The 19,289-nt window shown below is 71.4% G+C and carries 16 protein-coding genes; 10 read left to right on the forward strand and 6 right to left on the reverse strand.

The features are described 5' to 3' along the window. The first annotated feature begins 104 nt into the window (after window positions 1-104). The 3 genes from AB6V31_RS00475 to AB6V31_RS00485 are packed head-to-tail and all read left to right on the forward strand — an operon-like array spanning window position 105 to window position 2,001. Window positions 105-725: a hypothetical protein gene (locus AB6V31_RS00475; RefSeq protein WP_056224391.1), complete on the forward strand. Its 621-nt coding sequence runs from the start codon at window positions 105-107 to the stop codon at window positions 723-725. Continuing rightward, on the forward strand, window positions 722-1,744 hold the full coding sequence (locus AB6V31_RS00480) for a DUF916 domain-containing protein (protein ID WP_369363345.1): 1,023 nt from the start codon (window positions 722-724) through the stop codon (window positions 1,742-1,744). Before AB6V31_RS00475 ends, AB6V31_RS00480 begins: the two co-directional genes overlap by 4 nt. Further along, window positions 1,741-2,001, forward strand: a complete 261-nt coding sequence (locus AB6V31_RS00485; RefSeq protein WP_369363346.1) for a hypothetical protein — start codon at window positions 1,741-1,743, stop codon at window positions 1,999-2,001. The genes AB6V31_RS00480 and AB6V31_RS00485 overlap by 4 nt, the downstream gene beginning before the upstream one ends. Here the strand turns inward: AB6V31_RS00485 and AB6V31_RS00490 are convergent. Beyond that, on the reverse strand, window positions 1,949-2,926 hold the full coding sequence (locus AB6V31_RS00490; protein WP_369363347.1) for a DMT family transporter: 978 nt from the start codon (window positions 2,924-2,926) through the stop codon (window positions 1,949-1,951). The genes AB6V31_RS00485 and AB6V31_RS00490 overlap by 53 nt on opposite strands. A gap of 72 nt (window positions 2,927-2,998) precedes the next feature. On the opposite strand from AB6V31_RS00490, the gene AB6V31_RS00495 reads away from it, so the two are divergent. Continuing rightward, window positions 2,999-3,922 carry a LysR family transcriptional regulator gene (locus tag AB6V31_RS00495; RefSeq protein WP_369363349.1) on the forward strand — a complete coding sequence of 308 codons (924 nt, stop codon included), beginning with the start codon at window positions 2,999-3,001 and terminating at the stop codon, window positions 3,920-3,922. Here AB6V31_RS00495 and AB6V31_RS00500 read toward each other — a convergent pair. Both AB6V31_RS00500 and tatA read right to left on the reverse strand, forming a co-directional pair. After that, window positions 3,835-4,245 (reverse strand): twin-arginine translocase TatA/TatE family subunit, encoded by a 411-nt coding sequence (locus tag AB6V31_RS00500; protein ID WP_074694750.1) that lies wholly within the window; start codon window positions 4,243-4,245, stop codon window positions 3,835-3,837. The two genes, AB6V31_RS00495 and AB6V31_RS00500, sit on opposite strands and share 88 nt — an antisense overlap. Before the next feature lie 53 nt (window positions 4,246-4,298). Then, the gene (gene tatA / locus AB6V31_RS00505; protein WP_056224398.1) at window positions 4,299-4,538 is read right to left on the reverse strand and encodes a twin-arginine translocase TatA/TatE family subunit; all 240 of its coding nucleotides are present in this window, start codon (window positions 4,536-4,538) and stop codon (window positions 4,299-4,301) included. A gap of 417 nt (window positions 4,539-4,955) precedes the next feature. Here tatA and AB6V31_RS00510 point away from each other — a divergent pair, with 417 nt between their 5' ends. From AB6V31_RS00510 to AB6V31_RS00525, 4 genes are all read left to right on the forward strand, one after another. Continuing rightward, a complete protein-coding gene (locus tag AB6V31_RS00510) occupies window positions 4,956-8,489 on the forward strand; it encodes a PQQ-dependent sugar dehydrogenase (RefSeq protein ID WP_369363351.1) in 3,534 nt (1,177 codons plus the stop codon). 134 nt (window positions 8,490-8,623) lie between these two features. Continuing rightward, a complete protein-coding gene (locus tag AB6V31_RS00515; protein ID WP_369363353.1) occupies window positions 8,624-9,604 on the forward strand; it encodes a sugar phosphate isomerase/epimerase family protein in 981 nt (326 codons plus the stop codon). A gap of 17 nt (window positions 9,605-9,621) precedes the next feature. Beyond that, window positions 9,622-10,893 carry a hypothetical protein gene (locus tag AB6V31_RS00520; protein WP_369363354.1) on the forward strand — a complete coding sequence of 424 codons (1,272 nt, stop codon included), beginning with the start codon at window positions 9,622-9,624 and terminating at the stop codon, window positions 10,891-10,893. Window positions 10,894-10,967: 74 nt separating this feature from the next. Further along, entirely contained in the window at window positions 10,968-12,167 is a 1,200-nt protein-coding gene (locus AB6V31_RS00525; protein WP_369363356.1) for a DUF916 domain-containing protein, read from the forward strand. A gap of 648 nt (window positions 12,168-12,815) precedes the next feature. Here the strand turns inward: AB6V31_RS00525 and AB6V31_RS00530 are convergent. The 3 genes from AB6V31_RS00530 to AB6V31_RS00540 form a co-directional block, all read right to left on the reverse strand. Beyond that, entirely contained in the window at window positions 12,816-13,997 is a 1,182-nt protein-coding gene (locus AB6V31_RS00530) for an ROK family transcriptional regulator (protein ID WP_056224407.1), read from the reverse strand. Between the two features lie 100 nt (window positions 13,998-14,097). Continuing rightward, window positions 14,098-15,147, reverse strand: a complete 1,050-nt coding sequence (locus AB6V31_RS00535) for an ABC transporter permease (RefSeq protein WP_056224409.1) — start codon at window positions 15,145-15,147, stop codon at window positions 14,098-14,100. Next, the gene (locus AB6V31_RS00540) at window positions 15,144-16,619 is read right to left on the reverse strand and encodes a sugar ABC transporter ATP-binding protein (RefSeq protein ID WP_369363358.1); all 1,476 of its coding nucleotides are present in this window, start codon (window positions 16,617-16,619) and stop codon (window positions 15,144-15,146) included. The genes AB6V31_RS00535 and AB6V31_RS00540 overlap by 4 nt, the downstream gene beginning before the upstream one ends. A gap of 299 nt (window positions 16,620-16,918) precedes the next feature. On the opposite strand from AB6V31_RS00540, the gene AB6V31_RS00545 reads away from it, so the two are divergent. Beyond that, window positions 16,919-17,968: a substrate-binding domain-containing protein gene (locus tag AB6V31_RS00545; protein ID WP_056224412.1), complete on the forward strand. Its 1,050-nt coding sequence runs from the start codon at window positions 16,919-16,921 to the stop codon at window positions 17,966-17,968. A gap of 92 nt (window positions 17,969-18,060) precedes the next feature. Beyond that, window positions 18,061-19,251, forward strand: a complete 1,191-nt coding sequence (locus AB6V31_RS00550) for a Gfo/Idh/MocA family protein (protein ID WP_369364111.1) — start codon at window positions 18,061-18,063, stop codon at window positions 19,249-19,251. The last annotated feature ends 38 nt before the right edge of the window (window positions 19,252-19,289 follow it).

Raw genomic sequence — 19,289 nt, forward strand, 5'->3', positions numbered from 1 at the left:
CGACGGCATCCCTCGTTCGCCGATCGGCGCCTCGCCGCTCGTCCCGACCACCCGCCGGCGCCCGCCGACGACTCCACCGACCCCGGTGGAAGAACGGAGCACTCATGTCCTTCACCTCCCGTCGCGGCCTGTCGGCCCGCATCGGAGTCGCCGCCCTCGGGGTCGGCATCCTCGCCGCCGCGGGCGGTGGCAGCGCCTTCGCCGCCGACGAGGACAGCATCGACGTGCAGGTCGAGATCGCCCCCGCGGCGGAGCCCGGCGTCCTCGCCCTCACCGTCGCGGACGATGCGACCACGCTGACCGAAGGCGAGGCGTCCGGCACCGACCGCACCTTCGCGGGCACCCTGCCCACGGTCACCGTCACCGACACCCGTCTCGCCGAGAACATCGACCCGGAATCGTTCTGGTACGTCATGGGAGCGATCAGCGACTTCACCGGCAGCGCCGGCCAGCCCGCGATCTCGTCGGCGGACAGCTTCGGCTGGTACCCCGACATCGTCTCGGGCAACCCCGCGGGCGGGTCGCAGGTGGTCGCCCCCGGAGACGACGTCGACCCCGGCACGGGTGGCTTCGTCGACGCCGAGCTCCTCGCCAACGTCGACAGCGCAGCGGACGCCGCCGGCGGTTCGTACTCCGCCACCGCCGGCCTGCTGCTGAAGACGCCGGCCACCGTGGCACCCGGGGCGTACTCGGCCACCATCACCCTGACCCTGCTCGAGGGGTGAGCACCGAGATGAGGGTCGCGCTCGCGCGCGGAGCATCCGCCGGCATGGCGGGTGTCTTCGTGGCCGCGATCGCCCTCGCGGCGGCCCCGCCCGCCCTGGCCGACGACGCCGCCGACTCCGCGGTCACCTGGTCGGTCACCCCGGCCTCGGCCGCGGGGCCGGACGGCCGCCGCGTGATGCAGGTCGAACTCGACCCGGGTCAACGCGTCACCGAGCACCTCGCCGTGAAGAACTTCAGCGAGCGCGAGGCGACCTTCGCCCTGAGCGCCGCGGACGGCTACTACACCGAGACGGGGCGCTTCACGATGCTCCCCGCCGACCGCACCTCGACCGACGCCGGCACGTGGATCACGGTCGAACCGACGGTCACGCTCGCGCCCAACGAGACGCGGGTCGTGTCGTTCAAGATCGCCGTGCCGCAGAACGCCACCCCCGGAGACCACGCGGCCGGGGTCTCGGCATCCGTCCGATCCACCTCCCCGGGAGCGGACGGGACGAGGGTCGGTGTCGACAGTCGCGTCGGCTTCCGCGTGTCGACCCGCGTGACCGGGCAGCTGGCCCCGTCGGTGGGCGTCGGCGAGGTCCGCGCGGAATACACGCCGTCGTGGAACCTCTTCGCGCCGGGGTCGATCACCTACGCCTACACGGCGGAGAACACCGGGAACACCGCCCTCGCCGTGAGCGACGCGGCCGAGGCGACGACGACGGAGCGCGGAGTGCTGCTGCCCGGCGAGTCCCGGGACGTGCGCTCCGAGCCCCAGCCCGTGTGGCCGCTGTTCGTGCTGACGAAGGACGTGACGGTGGATGCCGCGGTGCCCGACTCGACGCTCGCCGCAGCTCCCGTGACGCGCAGCGTGACGGTGTGGGCGGTTCCGTGGGTGCACCTCGCCGCCGCGGTCGGCGTCGCCCTCATCGTCGCGGCCGTCGCGTCGGGTCGTCGTCGATCCCGCCAGCGCCTCGACGATCTCGTGGCCCGCGCTCGCGAAGAGGGTCGGCGCGAGGCGGTGGAGGTCTCATGAGCGACCTGCTCTTCATCCCCATGGCCGTCGCCGACGACGGCGTGGGCGTCACCGTTGAGATCACTCCGCTCCCGACCGCCACCTGCACCGTCGACTGCTCGCCGCCGCCCGGCGCCGGCCCCGGATCCCCCGGGGGCGGACTGCCGGTCACCGGAGGCGAGATCGCCTCGGTCCTCCTCGCCGTCGCGTTGGTGGCGGCGGGGCTCACGGCGACGATCTGGGGCCGGTGGCGGCGACCGACCGCCGACCGGAGCTGACCGCTTCGCCGTCGGCGCCGCCGCTCGCCTCCGCGCGCGAGCGGCGGTGCCGACGCTCGATCGCCTGTCCCGCGTACGACGCGGCGATGATGAGCGCGGCGCCGGCGAGTCCGGGAAGACCGACGGCCTCACCCCCGATCGCCACGCCCACGGCGAGCGCCCAGACCGGCTCCGTGCCCATCAGGATGCTCGCGCGGGTCGCCGAGGTGCGCCGCACCGCCCAGAGCTGAACCACGAAGGCGAACACCGAGCACAGCAGGCCGAGGAAGATCGCGTCGGCCCAGCCGGCCGCCGAGAGCCCCGCCACCGCGGGCGGAAGATCGGCCCCGGCCACGGCTGTCGAGGCGAGAGCGCACACGACGAGCTGCACGAACACGACAGCGAGGGTGCTGTCCTCTCGCCCACGGGTGAGGTGCCCGCTCGCGGTGACGTGCACGGCGCGGACGACCGCCGCCGCGATGACGAGCGCATCGCCGAGGTTGGGGGCCCGCAGACCCCCGCCCGAGACGAGCAGGGCGACCCCGGCGACCGCGGCCACAGCCGCGACGAAGTACGACCGCGGGAGCCACGAGCGCGCCGCGATGCTTTCCAGCACCGGGGTGAAGACGAGGGCCAGGCTGATCAGCAGGCCCGCGTTGGTCGCCGAGGTCAGATGCACGCCCGCGGTCTCGAGCCCGATCACCGCCGCCTGCGAGCAGCCGAGAAGCGCGGCGATCACCAGACCGCGACCGCGCGGCATCCGCTCCCGACGAAGAAGACACAGGATGCCGAGAGCACTCGCCGCGACGACGAAGCGCAGGGCCACGCCCGAGGCGACCCCCGTCTCGGCGACCAATTCTTTCGCGGCGAGGAAGCTCGCCCCCCATACCGCCGCGACGGCGATGAGGAGGACGTCGACGAGGATCTCGGGAACACGGCGGGTCACTCCCCCACGATCCCCCGCGGCAACCCGGAAGAACAAGCGGCATGTTCTTTACGATGGCGTAAGTTCTGACTTATGGATGTGGCTCACCTGCGCGTGCTGCGCGAACTCCGCGACCGAGGGAGCGTCGCCGCCGTCGCGGCGGCGCAGCACGTGTCGGCCTCCGCGGTCTCGCAGCAGCTGGCCGCCCTGCAGGCCCACGTTCCCGTTCCCCTCACCCGGCGCGTCGGGCGCGCCCTCGCGCTCACCCCGGCCGGCGAAGCCCTCGCCGCAGCGGGAACGCGGGTCGACGAGGCCCTCGTGGGTGCACGCGAGGCCGTCGGCGCCTTTCTCGACGCGAGCGATCGCCCGGTGCGCGTCTCGGCCTTCCACAGCGCCGCCCTCACGCTCTTCGGGCCCCTCCTGCGCGAACTCGACAACTCTCCGCCCCTTCACTTCGCCGACGCCGACGTCGCGCACCGCGACTTCCCCGGACTGACCGCCGACCACGACCTCGTCATCGCCCACCGCCTCGCCCACGACGAGCCGTGGCCCGCGGACCGCGTGGTGACGGTGCCGCTGCTCGAGGAGCCCCTCGACATCGCACTCCCCGCGAACCACCCGCTCGCTCGACGCTCCGAGCTGCGTGCGTCCGACCTCGTCGACGAGCGATGGGTCTCGGTGCACGCCGGCTTCCCGCTCGCCGGGGTCCTCGATCACCTGTCTGCACACGTCGGACGCCCTCTCGAGGTCGCCCACCGCATCAACGAGTTCTCGGTGACGGCCGAGATCGTCCGCGCGGGCGCGGCGGTCGCCGTCATGCCCCGGACGACGACGACCCCGCTCGCTGTCGACGGGCTCGTGCTGCGCCCCCTCGCCGATCTCGCCCTGGTGCGTCACGTGGACGCGCTCGCCCGCCCCGACGCCCTGGCCTACGCGGCCGTGCGGCGCGTGCTGTCGGCGTTGCGGTCGGTATCGGCGCGGGCAGCGGACGCGTCCCCGGGCCCCGACTCCGTCTGACGAGCGGCGACGGGGGTCGGGTCGTCTGCGTCCGTCGAAGCGGCGCGCGGCGCGACGGTCGGCTCCGGATCGGCGAGCAGAGCTTCTCGGATGATGCGGCGCGGGTCGTACTGGCGGGGGTCGAGTCGCTGCCAGTCGACGTCGGCCACCTCGGAGCCGAGCTCGTCGCGCACCCGCTCCTGGGCGGTCTTCGCGAAGCCGCGCGCACGGATGAGCGCGCGTCGCAGGGACTCCGTCGCGGCGGGAAGCCGCTCGGGACCGATGATGAGCGCCGCGATGACGCCGATGAGGATCATCTTCTCGATGGTGAGACCGAAGAACACGGGCTACTCCCCTGCTCGGGGGCGGCGGGGGCCGACCATCGGAACGCGGCGGGTCAGCGGGTCGGGGGCGGGTCGGCGACGACCGCCGAGGCACGGGCTTCGGGAGCCGCGGGCGCGGCCGATTCGGCGAGGGGCGTCGCGTCGTCGTCCTTCATCGCTTTCAGCTCGCCCTTGAAGAGGCGGGCCGACTTGCCCACGCTCTGCGCCAGAGCCGGCAGCTTCGCGGCCCCGAACAGGAGGACGATCACCGCCAGGACGATCAGCAGGTGCCATCCGGTCAGTCCATGGAGCATGAGGCCTCCTCGGCCGTGTCGGCGCCTTCGCCGACGGGTGGGGGATCGGCGCGAGACGCACCGTGCGGCGATGCTAGCCCGCGACGAATGGAAACCACAAGGCTCGCGTCAAGCGCACTTTTGTTGTGTGCGCATTACGCAACTTTTGATTGACCTATGGAAAAACATCCGTCAGGATGACGACGAGCGACGTCCCCCACAATCGGACACCTCATCCCCCCGAGGCTCGCCCCACGAACCGCCTTGAGAGGCGGTGATCGGCGACCCCTCCCACTCGACGAAGAGTAAGGAGCAGACACCGCGCGTGGCCGACCGCCACCGCACGAAGAGCCCGGGCCGCCACGATCAGTCGTTGAGACCGACTGTGTGGCGACCCGGTGAAAACAACTCGAACGCATTCACAGGAGCTGTTTCACGATGAACTCTACTTCTCGGCATCCGGTCGTCCGGTCCCGGTTGACGGCGGTCCTCGCGGCCACCGCACTGGGCCTGGGCGCCATCGCCGCCGCACCCGTCCCGGCCTTCGCGCACGACGGGCACGACCACGGCACGACAGACCCCGGGGGCGACCACGGCGACCCCACCGACCCCGGTACCCCCGACCCCGGCGACACCGGCGAAGACGGCGGCGCCCTCGACTGGAGCAACTACGAGCGCGTCCTGCTCACCAAGGACGTGGGCGAGCCCATCGACCTCGCCGTCCTCCCCGACAAGCGCGTCCTGCACACCGCCCGCAACGGCGACGTGCGCCTGACCGATCCCGCGACCGGCGTCACGCGCGTCACCAACACCCTCGACGTCTACGCCAACTCCGAGGACGGCCTGCAGACGGTCGCCCTCGACCCGGACTTCGCCGAGAACAACTGGGTGTACCTCGTCTACTCCCCGCGCGACGCCGACGGTGACGGCGTCGCCGACACCCCGGCGGGCAACTCCCCCAACACCCTCCCCGCGGGGGCCGACGAGTCCTACTGGGACCAGTGGGTCGGCGTGAACCGCCTCGCCCGCTTCCAGTGGAACGGGGACTCCCTCGACCTCGCGAGCGAGCAGGTCGTCCTCGACGTCGAGGTCCAGCGCGGGCAGTGCTGCCACGTCGGCGCCGACATCGGATTCGACGCCGACGGCAACCTGTACCTGAGCACGGGCGACAACACCCCGGCATCCACTCCGGGAGCGAACGGCTTCGCGCCCAACAACGACGCCCCCGGCTACAACCCCGGATTCGACTCGCGCCGCGGCGCCGGCAACACCAACGACCTGCGCGGCAAGATCCTGCGCATCCACGTCGAGGACGACGGCTCGTACACGATTCCCGAGGGCAACCTCTTCGCCCCCGGAACCGAACTCACCCGCCCCGAGATCTTCGTGATGGGCGTGCGCAACCCGTTCCGCATCGAGGTCGACATCGAGACCAACTCGCTGTCGTGGGGCGACTACGGCCCCGACGCCACGAAGGCCGTGGCCCAGACCGCTGGCCGCGGGCCCATGGGACTGGTGGAGTGGAACGCCATCAGCCTCGACGAGCCCCAGAACGCCGGGTGGCCCTACGTCCACGCCGACAACCAGGCCTACAACGACTGGGACTTCGCCACGGCGACGCCGGGTGCGTTCTTCGACCCGCAGAACCTCAAGAACGAGTCGCGGTGGAACACCGGTCTCACCGACCTTCCCCCCGCGCAGCCCGCGACCCTCTGGTACGGCGACAACCCCGGCGACCAGCCGTGGGACGAGCTGGTGAATTTCGGTGCCGGTACCGGCCAGGGCCCCATGGGCGGACCCGTCTACCACTACGACGAGACCAACCCCTCACCCACGAAGCTCCCGCAGCACTGGGACCGCAAGGCGTTCATGGGCGAGTTCTCGCAGGACTACATCGCCGCGTTCACGCTCGACTGGGACACCTTCGAGGTCAGCGACATCGAGGACTTCCTTCCGAACGCGGCGCTCAGCACCCTGGGCCAGCCGCCGCACGACAACCCCATGGACATGGAGATCGGGCCCGACGGCTCGATGTACGTGCTCGATTACGGCGACGGCTTCTTCCGCGCGAACCCCGATGCCGGTCTGTACCGCATCGACTACGTCGCCGGCAACAAGTCGCCCCAGGCGCGTTTCACCGCGACGCCCACCTCGTCGTCGCAGGCTCCCCTGACCGTCGAGTTCGACGCGTCGACCTCGACCGACCCCGACGGAGACGCCCTCACCTACGAGTGGGACTTCGATGGTGACGGCACCTACGATGCGACCGGCGCGACCACGTCGTACACCTACACCGAACTGGGCAACTACAGCGCCCGACTGCGCGTGTCCGACCCGGGCGGACGCTTCGGTCTGACCTCGCGCACGATCTCGGTCGGCAACCAGGCGCCCGAGGTGACCGTGGCCTTCCCCGGCAACGGCGCGTTCTTCGACTGGGGTCAGGCGATCCCGTTCCAGGTCACGACGACGGATGCCGAGGACGGCGACGCCACGGAATGCTCGCGCGTGACGTGGACCTACGGTCTCGGCCACGACGAGCACGCCCACCCCGAGGTCTCGGGCACGGGCTGCACGGGCGTCTTCCGCACCGACCCGAACTCGCCCGAGCACGGCCCCGGTGCTCTGCTCTACGGCGCGGTCGTGGTCACGTACACCGACGCCGGCGCCAACGGACTGCCGGCGGCCACGGGTGAGGCGACCGTTCGCCTGAACCCGAAGCTGCAGCAGGCCGAGCACGCGATCCGTCGCGAGGGCGTCACCACCTACGCCGACACCGACGCCTCGGGCGGCAACGCCATCCGCGGCCTGGGAGCGGGCGACTACCTCGCCTTCGACCCGGTGAACTTCGCCGGGATCGATGGGGCCGTGGTCCGTGCCAGCGGCGCGGGCGAGGTCCAGCTGCGCTGGGGAGCGGCCGACGCCGAGCCCTTCGCGACCGCCACCATCCCGGCGGGTAACGGCTGGCAGGACGTCGAGATCGCCTTCGAGGCCCCCGAGGGCACCGGAGCGCTCTACGTCACCTCGGCCGACGAGCTGGCCGTCGACGCGCTGACCATGGTCGGCGACGGCGTCGGAGACGTCACGCCCCCCACCGTCGCGCACACGCTGGCCCCCACCACCCCGACGGGTGTCGGCGGCGTGTTCAACGAGCCGGTCCGCTTCTCGGTGCAGGCCGCCGACAACGGCACGCTCGCGAGCGTCCAGTACTCGCGCGACAACGGCGCGACCTGGGTGAACCTCGCGGCGAACCAGCAGTACGGGGTGACGTTCGATCAGGACGGCGCCTACGACATCCGCTACCGCGCCACCGACACCGGTGGCAACGTGTCGGAGCTCGGTTCGGTGTCGTTCACGATCGACCTCGACGCTCCCAACGAGCCGACGGTCGACACCCGCACGCTCGTCTCGCTCGGCTCCCCGCGAGTCACCTACGGCGCCCCGGGCGACGTGACGGTGTCGGTGCGCGGAGAGGGCGGCGCCCCCACGGGCGAGGTCGTGCTCACGGTCGGCGACACCGAGCTCGGTCGCGCGACCCTGGACGCCGACGGCAACGCCGTCGTCGCCCTCCCGGCGGACCTCCCGGTCGGCACGCACACCCTGCGGGCCACTTACGGAGCCGACGAGACCTTCAAGGGGTCGGCCGGCATCGGTCGTCTCACGGTCTCGCAGGCGAAGTCGACGACCTCGGTCGCCGTCTCGCCGACGCCGGTCAAGCCCGCCGTGGCGGCCACCGCCACGGTCCAGGTGGCCTCGTCGACGGGCATCGTCCCGACCGGTGACGCCACGGTGACCATCCGTCGCAACAACGCGGTCGTCGCCACCCTCACCGGCACGCTCGGCGCAGACGGCACCGTCCAGGTGACCCTGCCCAAGCTCAGCGCGGAGGGCGCCTACCAGGTGCAGGCGTCGTACACCGGTTCGACCGGGATCGCGAAGAGCAGCGGCAGCGCCAACCTGACCGTCAAGAAGTAACACCCCGGTGGGGGTCGCGTACTGCGGCCCCCACCACCCTCACGGTCGTCCCCGGCCCCGGGGCGGACCCACCTCGAAGGAGAGTCATGAGTCACCACCACGACCACGCGCACCCCACGGTGCCGGATCGGCCCATGAGCCGGCGCACGCTGCTCAAGGCCCTGGCGGCGTCATCCGTCGCCGTCGGCATCGGCGCCGCCGCCATGCCCGCCGCAGCCTCCGCCTCCACCGCCTTCGGCGCTCGCGCCGCGGCGGCCGCTCCCCCGGTCAGCGCCGGGAAGCGCCTCGTCCCCGTCAACCGCATCGGCATCCAGCTCTTCACCGTCCGCGACAAGGTCAGCTCGCTGGGCTTCCGCGCCGTGTTCGAGGAGCTGGCCCGCATCGGTTACTCCGAGATCGAGTTCGCGGGCTACACCCAGGGCAATGTCGGCGCGATCACGCCGCAGGAGATCCGTCAGCTGCTCGACGACAACGGCCTGCGCGCGACCGGTGCGCACGTCAACCTCACCCCGTCCAACATCGACCAGCAGCTCGAGATCGCGCACGTGCTGGGCATGCCGCACCTGGGCCAGGGCGGACCCATCGCCGGAGGCTACGGCGGTCCGCTCGCCAAGGACCCGTGGATGCAGGCCATCGGCACGTGGAACCAGATGGGCGAGAAGGGTCGCGCCGCGGGCATCAAGCTCTACCTGCACAACCACGCGCAGGAGTGGGGCTTCACCACCGACACCAACGAGCGCGTGTACGACCTTTACTGGGAGAACCTCAACCCCGAGACGGTGTTCTTCGAGATGGACGTCTATTGGGCGCACGTCGGAAAGTTCCTCTACCCCGGGTTCGAGCCGATCGACTACATCAAGCGCGACCCCCGGCGGTTCCCGATCCTCCACCTCAAGGACGGCAAGCTCAACCCGAACAGCGCCAACGGCTACGACATCGTCGAGTTCGGCGCCGGGAACATCGATTACACGGCGTTCCTGTCGCAGCTGCGCGACCGCGGTCAGCGCTTCGGCATGTTCGAGCAGGACAACGCCTCCTCGGTGCCGGTGAACCCCGGGAACTCGCTCGCGAACGCCGACCGCAGCTACGACAACATCGCAGCCCTGCGCGGCTGAGCGACGAGGAAGAACTGATGAACAGAATCACGAAACTGACCACCGTCGGACTCCTCGTCATCGGGGGCAGCGTGGTCGCGGTCCCCGCGTACGCGGCCGACCTCACCTGCACCGACGACCTGGGCAGCCAGACCGTCTCGGGCAACCTCATCGTCCCGGGAGGAGCGGACTGCGTCCTCGGCGGCGCGACCGTCGAGGGCGACATCGTCGTCGAGGCCGGGGGATGGCTGGATGCCACCTCGGTCACGGTCACCGGAGACGTCGTCGCCACCGACGCGTACGGCGTCTCGCTCGACGGCACGAGCGTCGCCGGCGACGTCAGCGCCTACTCCGCCGACACCACCGTCGGCTTCCTCTACGTCAACGACCTGAAGGTCGGGGGCTCGGTGGAAGCCGGCGGCATCGACGTCGAGGTCGTCGACAGCGCGATCTCGGGCTCGCTGCTCACGCAGCAGGCCACCTACGTCGACGTCGTGCGCACGTCGGTCGGTGCGGACGTCTCGATCGACGGCTCGGACTGGGGCGTGTCCATGACCGGCGCCGTCGTCAAGGGCGACGTCACCGTGAGCGGCAGCTCGCGCGACGTGCTGATCGGCGCGACGGCCGACGGCGGCTCCGACGCCTTCGCCAACTCGATCGGCGGGGGCCTCTCGCTCACCGGGAACACCGCGAACCTGCGCGTGGCGAACACCACCGTGTACGGGGCTCTCGCCCTCGACGGGAACACCCCGGCGGCGGCGTTCGGAGCGGGCGTGCGCGCCGGCTCGACCACCGGCGACTACACGGGTGAGGCTCCGACCGCCCCTTCCGCGGGTGACCAGTCGATCGCGGTGACCGTCCCCGGCCAGGGCTCGGGCGAGCTCACCTGGTCGATCGAGGGCACCTCGCGCCTCGTCGACCTCGGAGTGGCGACCGAGAACCTCGACCACTACGCAGCGGCGGGCGAGATCGTCCCGATCCGCGTCCAGGACACCCGGGCCGGCAACCCCGGCTGGTCCCTGACCGCGCAGGTGTCGAACTTCGCCGCCGACGGCCAGGAGGTGTCGAGCAAGTACCTCGGCTGGACGCCCGAGGTGCTCGAGACGCAGGGCGGCGCCGTCGCCGGGGCCCCCGTGCCCTCGGGCTTCGACAGCGGCCAGGGCCTCTCGGTCGCCCGCACCCTCGCGCAGGCGAACGACGGCCATGAGCGAGGCAGCTCGCTCGTGGGCGCCGACCTGGATCTCAAGCTCCCGCTCGAGACCCCCCGCGGCACCTACACCGCGACCGTGACGCTGACCGCCCTCAGCTGACCCCCTCCCCGTCGGGGTCGCGCCCCTCGAGGGCGCGGCCCCGACGGGATCCCTTCCACACGAAAGCCACGCCCATGTCCCAGGCGAAGACCACTTCCCGTCCGCTCCGATTGCTCCTGTCGTTCCTCACCGGCCTCGCGCTGCTGCTGGCCAGCCCGCTCGCCGCCTCCGCGGCGGCCGCCCCCTCCCCCGACACCACGGTCACGTGGAGCGTCAAACCCGCCGACACCGCGCAAGGACGCGACCGGCCCAACTACGCCTACGACCTGATGCCCGGTGGCACGGTCGGCGACGCCCTGTACGTCGCGAACCGCAGCCCCCAGCCGATCACCCTGCGCGTGTACGCCGCCGACGGCTTCCTCACCGACGACGGAGCCCTCGACATCCTCGCCGGGGACGCGGAATCCACCGACCTCGGCAGCTGGGTCTCGATCGCATCCCCCGAGCTCACCCTCGACAGCGGCGCGAGCGCCGAGGTCCCCTTCACCGTCACCGTGCCCGCCGACGCCGCCCCGGGCGATTACGCGGCCGGCATCGTGGCATCCATGCTCGTGACCGCCGACAACGGCACCGTCACCGAACGTCGCCTGGGCTCGCGCGTGCACCTCCGCGTGCAGGGCGACCTCGTCCCCTCCCTCGCGATCGGCGACGTCGTCGTCGACTACCACGGCACCGCGAACCCCGCCGAGACGGGATCCGCGACCGTGGGCTACACCCTGACCAACACCGGCAACACGCGCCTCGACCCGAACGTCGAGGTCGCCCTCGGCGGGCCGTTCGGCTGGGCGCGCGTGACCGCGGCCGACGACGCCCCCGAGCTGCTCCCCGGCAGCTCGCTGAAGCGCACGGTCGAGGTCCCCGGGGTCGTCCCCCTCGTGCTGCTGTCGGCCGACGTCACCGCCACCTCGCAGGTCGTCTCGCGCACGCTGGCCGGCGCGGAGCCGTCGACCCTCGATCCCCTCGTGTCGCAGGGCGCGGCCGCCACGGCCGCCGTGCCGTGGACGGCGCTCGCGATCCTCGCCGTGATCGCCCTGCTCGTGGCCTGGCGCGTCATCGCCGCCCGGCGCCGTCGAGCGGCCCACGCCCGGCAGATCGCCGCCGCCGTGGCTGCCGCGCGAGCGGATGCGGACGGAACGGATGCCGCTGGGCCCGGCGCCGCGACGGGTGCGGCCGCCGAGCGCGAGCCGGTGCCCGCCGGCGGCGTGGCCGACACGGAGGGAGTCCCCGAGGCTCCCTCCCCCGCCCCGACCCGCGCCTCGCGCCGGTCGCCCTGAGACCCGCTCGCGGCGTGGAGAGGGACACTCCGCGCCGCGAGCGATCGACGACGCCCGCCGTGCTCGTGCACGGCGGGCGTTCCTCGTGCGCTGGCCCCGCCCACCTCCCGGGCCCGCGCACGCCAGGCCTGGCCCGGCCTGGCCCGGCCCGGCCCGGCCCGGCCCGCCGCGGCCACAACGCAGGAACACCGACCCGGTCGGGGCGTCTCCCCCCGGCCCGATGGCCCGCCGCCCCCGGATGTCCTGCGTCCCGCCACGGGGGGGGACGGGCCCCGCACCGGGCACGACCGCGGGGAAATCCGCGACGCGCCGAAGTCCCGGCATCCGGAATCGGCCTGTCGGGGAAACGGTGCGCCGCCGTACGCGCCGGACCGGCTCACCACCCACCCGGCGGACCGACAACCCCGGCTCGGGTGCACAACTCCTGCGCATCGCGCGACCGTGGCCCCCGGGGCCGCGAAACCCGCCCATCTGCAGGAGTTGTGCACGCGCCACCGCCCCGGCACGGCGCAGCGGCCCCGCCGGCCGGCCCAGTCGGGAACCCCGGCACGCGCGCACGACTCCTGCATATCGCGCGCCCGCGGCCCACCGACGGCGCGGAACCGTCCGATCTGCAGGAGTCGTGCGGCGGCAGCGACCCGTCGCGGGTCAGGCGCGGAGGAACGCGGCGTTCAGCGACTCGGGGGCGAGAGCATGCTCGACCGCGAGCATGCTCGCACCGATCACGGCGGCCTTCTCGGCGGCGACCGACTGGACGATCGAGAGGTACTCGGTGGCCAGCGGCGTGGAGCGCGTGTACACGACCTCGCGGACGCCCGCGATGAGATGCTCGCCCACGCGCGCCATGGACCCGCCGATCGCGATCACCGAGGGGTTCATCAGGCTCACGCACGTCGTGAGCACCTCGCCGATGTCACGACCCGCCTGGCGCACGGCCTGGATCGCGTCGATGTTGCCGCGCTTGACGAGGTCGACCACGTCGGAGCCGGTGTGCGCGTCGATGCCCTGCGCGCGCAGCGCGCGCGCGATCGCGGGACCGGATGCCAAGGCCTCGAGGCATCCGCGATTGCCGCACTGGCACGGGATGTCGGCGCCGCGCGCGACCTGAACGTGACCGATGTCGCCGGCGATGCCCTGGGCTCCGCGCTGCAGGTGACCGTCGGAGATGATGCCGGTGCCGATGCCGGTGGCGACCTTCACGAACATGAAGTGGTCGACGGCGGGCCAGGCGATGCTGCGCTCGCCCAGCGCCATGATGTTGACGTCGTTGTCGACGAGGACGGGAACCGGCATGTGCTGGTAGATCCAGCCGGGGATGTCGAAGCGATCCCAGCCGGGCATGATCGGGGGGTTCACCGGCTGTCCGGTGGAGTGCTCGACGGGGCCGGGGACGCCGATGCCCATCGCGGCCACGTCGGAGGTGGAGCGGCCCGACTCCGAGAGCAGCGCCGTCGCGGTCTCGACGAGCCAGGTGAGCACGGGCTCGGGACCCGTGGCGATGTCGATGTCGCCGGTGCGCTCGCTGAGCACCTTGCCGGTGAGGTCGGCGATCGCGACCGTCGCGTGCGAGGCACCGAGGTCGACGGCGACGACGACCTTGGCCGCGGGGTTGATCGCGAACTGCGACGGCGGCCGTCCGCCGGTGGACACCGCGTCGGCGACGGGGGTGATGAGGCCCATGCGCATGAGTTCGTCGACGCGCACGGCGACCGTCGATCGGGCGAGGCCGGTCGACTTGGCCAGCTCCGCTCGCGTACGCGGTACGCCGTCTCGCAGCAGCTGGAACAACTGGCTCACGCCGTTGACCGACTGCACGGAATCTGTCGTCATCCTCTTCACGCCCTCAGTACACCATTAGTAGCAATGCATTCCATCCACATACCGACGGCGACTACGCGAATCACGCAGCCGCCGTCGGCATAAGGGGTCGTCAGCCCCGTCCCGGAGGACGGGAGAAGCGCTGCTGCAGGAGCACCGCGACCACGATGATGACACCTTTCGCCACCGCCTGTACGGAAGACGAGAGATTGTTCTGGATGAACACGTTCGACAACGTCGCGAAGATGAGGACGCCGAACACCGTACCGGTGATCGTGCCCCGGCCACCGACGAGGAGCGTGCCGCCCACCACGACCGCGGCGATGGCGTCCAACTCGTACAGCTGACCGTGGGTCGAGGTGCCCGCCGTCGTGCGGCCGAGGATCATGACGGCTGCGATACCGGCGCACAGACCCGTGATCGCGTACAGCCACATCGTGTGCCGACGCACGTCGATGCCGGCCAGGCGCGCGGCCTCGCGGTTGCCGCCGACGGCCACGGTGCGACGCCCGAAGGTGGTGCGGTTCAACAGCACCCAGCCGAGGGCCGCCACGATGGCGAAGATCCAGATCAGGATGTCGACGCCGAGGATGTCGGCGTTCATGAAGGTGATGAAGCCGCGGTCCTGCACGACGAGCGTGCGACGCTCGGCCAGGATCTCGGCCAGGCCGCGCGCGCCGACGAGCATGGCGAGGGTCGCCATGAAGGCCACGACGTTGCCGTACGCGATGACGATGCCATTGATGAGGCCGGCGCCCACGCCCACCGCGAGGGCGATGACGACCATGACGCTCCAGTGCAGGTTGTCGGCGAGATCCTGCACGGCGGCGAGGGTCGCGACCACGGAGGCGAGGCCCATGACCGAGCCGACCGACAGGTCGATGCCGCCCGCGATGATCACGAGGGTCATGCCGATGCTGATGACGCCGATGATCGAGGCCTGGCGGAGGATGACGAGCAGGTTGTCGACGCTCGTGAACGACCCGGGCGCGGTGATGGCGCCGACGATGACGATGACCAGCAGCGCGACGACGAGGCCGATGTTGCGGCCGGCCGATCCGGAGAGGAAGCGGCGCCAAGCGGGCTCGGGAGCGGGAGCCGCGACGGCCCCGGTCTCGGTGGGGACCGTGCGTGCACGGGTCGGGGTGGTCGGCTCGCTCACGCGGCGGATCCTTTCATGACGAGATCGAGCACGCCGTGCTCGTCGATCTGGTGGGAGGGGAGGGTGCTCAGGATGCGACCGTCGGCGACGACGAGGACGACATCGGCGAGGCCGAGGACTTCTTCGATCTCGCTCGAGACGACGACGACCGCGTTGCCTGCGGCGGCGAGATCGCGGATGAGGGCGTAGATTTCGGCGCGGGCGCCGACGTCGACGCCACGGGTGGGTTCGTCGAGCAGCAGCACCTCGGTGCCGTGCACGAGCCAGCGGGCGAGCAGGATCTTCTGCTGGTTGCCGCCGGACAGGGTGCGCGCGGGACGATCGGGATCGGCCGGGCGCAGCTCGAAGGCGTCGATCTGTTCGCGGGCGACCTTGCGCGCGGCGCGGTCGTCGAGGAACCCGCCCTTGGCGAAGCGCTTCATGGAGGCCAGCGCGATGTTGACGAAGATCGGCTCGTCGAGCACGAGCCCCTGGCTCTTGCGCTCCTCGGGCGACAGACCGATGCCCGCGCCGACCGCGGCGCGGACCGACCCGCGGGGAAGGACCTTGTCACGGACGCGCACGGAGCCGGCGTTCGAGCGTCGCGCCCCGTAGACCGTCTCGAGGATCTCGGATCGACCCGAGCCGACAAGTCCGGCGAGCCCCACCACCTCACCGGCGCGCACCGAGAACGACACGTCGGAGAAGACCCCGTCGAGTCCGAGTCCCTGCACGTCGAGGACGACGGGGGCATCGGATGCCACGGGCACACGCTCGGGGAAGACGTTGGCCACCTCGCGCCCGGTCATGAGCCGGATGAGTTCGGCCTTCGGGGTGTCGGCGGCGGAGAGACCGACCGCGGTGGTCCGCCCGTCCTTCAGGACGGTGATGCGGTCGCCGATCTCGCGGATCTCTTCGAGGCGGTGCGTGATGTAGACGACGGCGATGCCCGCGGCGGTGAGCTCGCGCACGACGGCGAAGAGGTTCTTGACCTCTTCGGTGTCGAGGACGGCCGAGGGCTCGTCCATGATGATCAGCTTGATGTCGTGCGACAGCGCGCGCGCCATGCTGACGATCTGCTTGTTGGCGGCGCTGAGCGAGCCGACCTCGGCGTTCGGAGAGAGGTTGGCGTGCCCGAGACGGCGCAGCAGCTCGCGGGTCTGCCGGGCGGCTTCGGCGCGCTGCGTGAAGCCACCGCGCGCGAGCTCGTGCCCGAGGAAGATGTTCTCGGCGATCGTGAGGCCGTCGACGACGTCGAGCTCCTGGTACATCGTCGCGATGCCGAGGTCGATGGCCGCATCGGGGTCGGCGATCTCGACGTTCTCGCCGAGCCACACGATCTCTCCCTCGTCGGGGCGGTGCACTCCGGCGAGGGTCTTGATGAGAGTCGACTTGCCCGCGCCGTTCTGGCCCAGCACGCAGTGCACCTCACCGGCGACGATGTCGAGATCGACACCGCGCAGGGCGCGGACGCCGGCGAAGGACTTGGTCACGCCTCGGACGGTGAGTAATGACGACTGATGGTCAACTTTGATCACGCGGCGAACATAACACGCCGCCTCACCGTCGCGCGACCCGAATTCGGCGCCGCGCCGGGAAGCCGCCTCCCGCATGCGCGCGAGCGCTCTCCTGTCGGAATCAGCGTGAGCGCCGACTTATGCGGCTTAAAAAACAAAAGATGCTCAATCAACCGACACTTCTGCTAGCGTGAGCCACGTCAGAGTGGACCCTTCCTTCCGGAATGACCCGGGGCCGCGATGACCCCAGCTGCATCACATTTCAAGGAGGAAACATGCGCTCACAGTGGAAGTCGCGTTCGCGACTCGTCCTGACCGGTATCGCCGTCGTCGCCTCGGTCGGCCTTCTCGCCGGCTGCACCGGCTCGGGCGGCGACAGCCAGAACGTCGTCGACCAGGGCACCACGACCGAAGAGAACGCCGCCGCCGGTGACACCGTCACCATCGGGTTCTCGGGCCCCGCCGCCGACCACGGGTGGCTCGGCGCCATCAACTCGGGTGCGCTCGCCGCCGCCGAAAGCTTCCCCGACGTCGACCTCAAGGTCGCCGAGGGGACGAACGACGTCAACGCGCAGATCGCGGCCGTCGAGACCTTCATCAACGACGGCGTCGACGCCATCGTGCTCCTGCCGAGCGACGGCGCCGCCCTCACCGAGGTCGCGATCAAGGCGATGAACGCGGGCATCCCCGTGATCAACGTCGACCGCGAGTTCTCGAGCCCCTTCGCCGCCCGCTCGACCATCCTGGGCGACAACTACGGCATGGGCGTCAGCGCCGGCACGTACATCTGCTCGCAGCTCGAGGGCAACAGCAGTGCCGTCGTCGGCGAGATCGCGGGCATCGACTCCCTGCCGCTCACGCAGGACCGCTCGGCGGGCTTCGCCGATGCCCTGTCGGACTGCGGCCTGAAGGTCGGACCCCGCGTCGCCGCGGACTTCACCGTCCAGGGCGGCGAGGCCTCGACCTCGCAGCTGCTGTCGGCGAACCCGAAGATCGACGCCATCTGGAACCACGACGACGACCAGGGCATCGGCGTGCTCGCCGCCATCACGGCAGCCGGTCGCGACGAGTTCATCATGGTCGGCGGCGCGGGCAGCCGGAACGCGATGGAGTCCATCCAGGCCGACGACAGCGTCCTGAAGGCCACGGTCATCTACCCGTCGACGCAGGCCGCCGACGGCATCGCCCTGGCGCGCCTGATCGCGCAGGGCAAGACCGCCGGTGACCTCATCACGCCCAGCGTCCCCAACCGCATCGTGTTGGACGCCCCCGTGGTGACGAAGGACAACGTCGCGTCCTTCATCGACCTCTCGTTCCAGTCCTGACCCGGTCCGGGGCGTCCGCGTTCGTCGCGGGCGCCCCGTCCCCCGTCCCCCCACAGAAAGACGTCATCGTGACCCAGCCCCTTCGCATCGCCATGATCGGTGCGGGATTCATGGGCGCCGCGCATTCCCAGGGATGGCGCGTCGCCCCTCGTTTCTTCGACCTCCCCCTCGCCCCCGAGATGAGCGTGCTCGTCGGGCGCGACGCGGCCCGCACGCAGGCCGCCGCCGAGACCTGGGGCTGGCAGGAGAGCGCGACGGACTGGCGCGAGGTCATCCACCGCTCCGACATCGACGTCGTCGACATCGTCACCCCCGGCGACTCGCACGCCGAGATCGCGATCGCCGCCCTCGCCGCCGGCAAGCACGTCCTGTGCGAGAAGCCCCTCGCCAACACCGTCGACGAGGCCCGGCGCATGGCCGAGGCCGCCTCGTCCGCCGCAGACAGCGGCATCCGCTCGATGGTCGGCTTCACGTACCGGCGTCTTCCCGCCACGACCTTCGCCCGCGACCTCGTCGCCGCGGGCCGCCTCGGCGACATCCGCCAGGTGCGCGCCGAATACCTCCAGGACTGGCTGAGCGACGCCGAGGCCCCGCTCACGTGGCGCCTGCAGAAGGACCGCGCCGGATCCGGCGCCCTCGGCGACATCGGCGCCCACGCCGTTGACCTCACCGAGTTCATCGCCGGGCAGCGCGTGAGCCGCGTCGCCGGCATCCTCGAGACGATCGTCGACGAGCGTCCCGTCCTCGCCTCCTCGACCGGGCTCTCCGGTTCCGCGGGCACCGAACGCGGGGCCGTCACGGTCGACGACCTCGCCCTGTTCACCGGTCGCCTCGAGAGCGGCGCCCTCGCCTCGTTCGAGGCCTCGCGCTTCCGCCTCGGCCGCAAGAACGCCCTGCGGATCGAGGTCGCCGGATCCCTCGGCTCGCTGTCGTTCGACCTCGAGAGCCCGAACGAACTGCAGTTCTACGACGCCACGCTCCCCGCCGCCGAGCAGGGCTTCCGTCGGATCCTCGTCACCGAACCCGAGCACCCGTACGTCGCCGCGTGGTGGCCCACCGGTCACATGCTCGGCTACGAGCACGGCTTCTCGCACCAGGCGAAGGACTTCGTCGAGGCCGTCGCCGCCGGAGCCGCCCCGACCCCCTCGTTCGCCGACGGCCTGCACGTGCAGGAGGTGCTCGACGCCGTCGCTCGCAGCTCCGAGGCCGACGGCGTCTGGACCGGCGTCGATGCCGACCTGGCCACCGCTTCTTCCGGGGGCCGCGCGTTCGCGGCATCCTGAATCCGATCCCGGAACCGCACCGACGAAAGGACGCCGCG

It is taken from the genome of Microbacterium sp. 16-032 (genome assembly GCF_041079455.1).
GTDB classification, from domain to species: domain Bacteria; phylum Actinomycetota; class Actinomycetes; order Actinomycetales; family Microbacteriaceae; genus Microbacterium; species Microbacterium testaceum_A.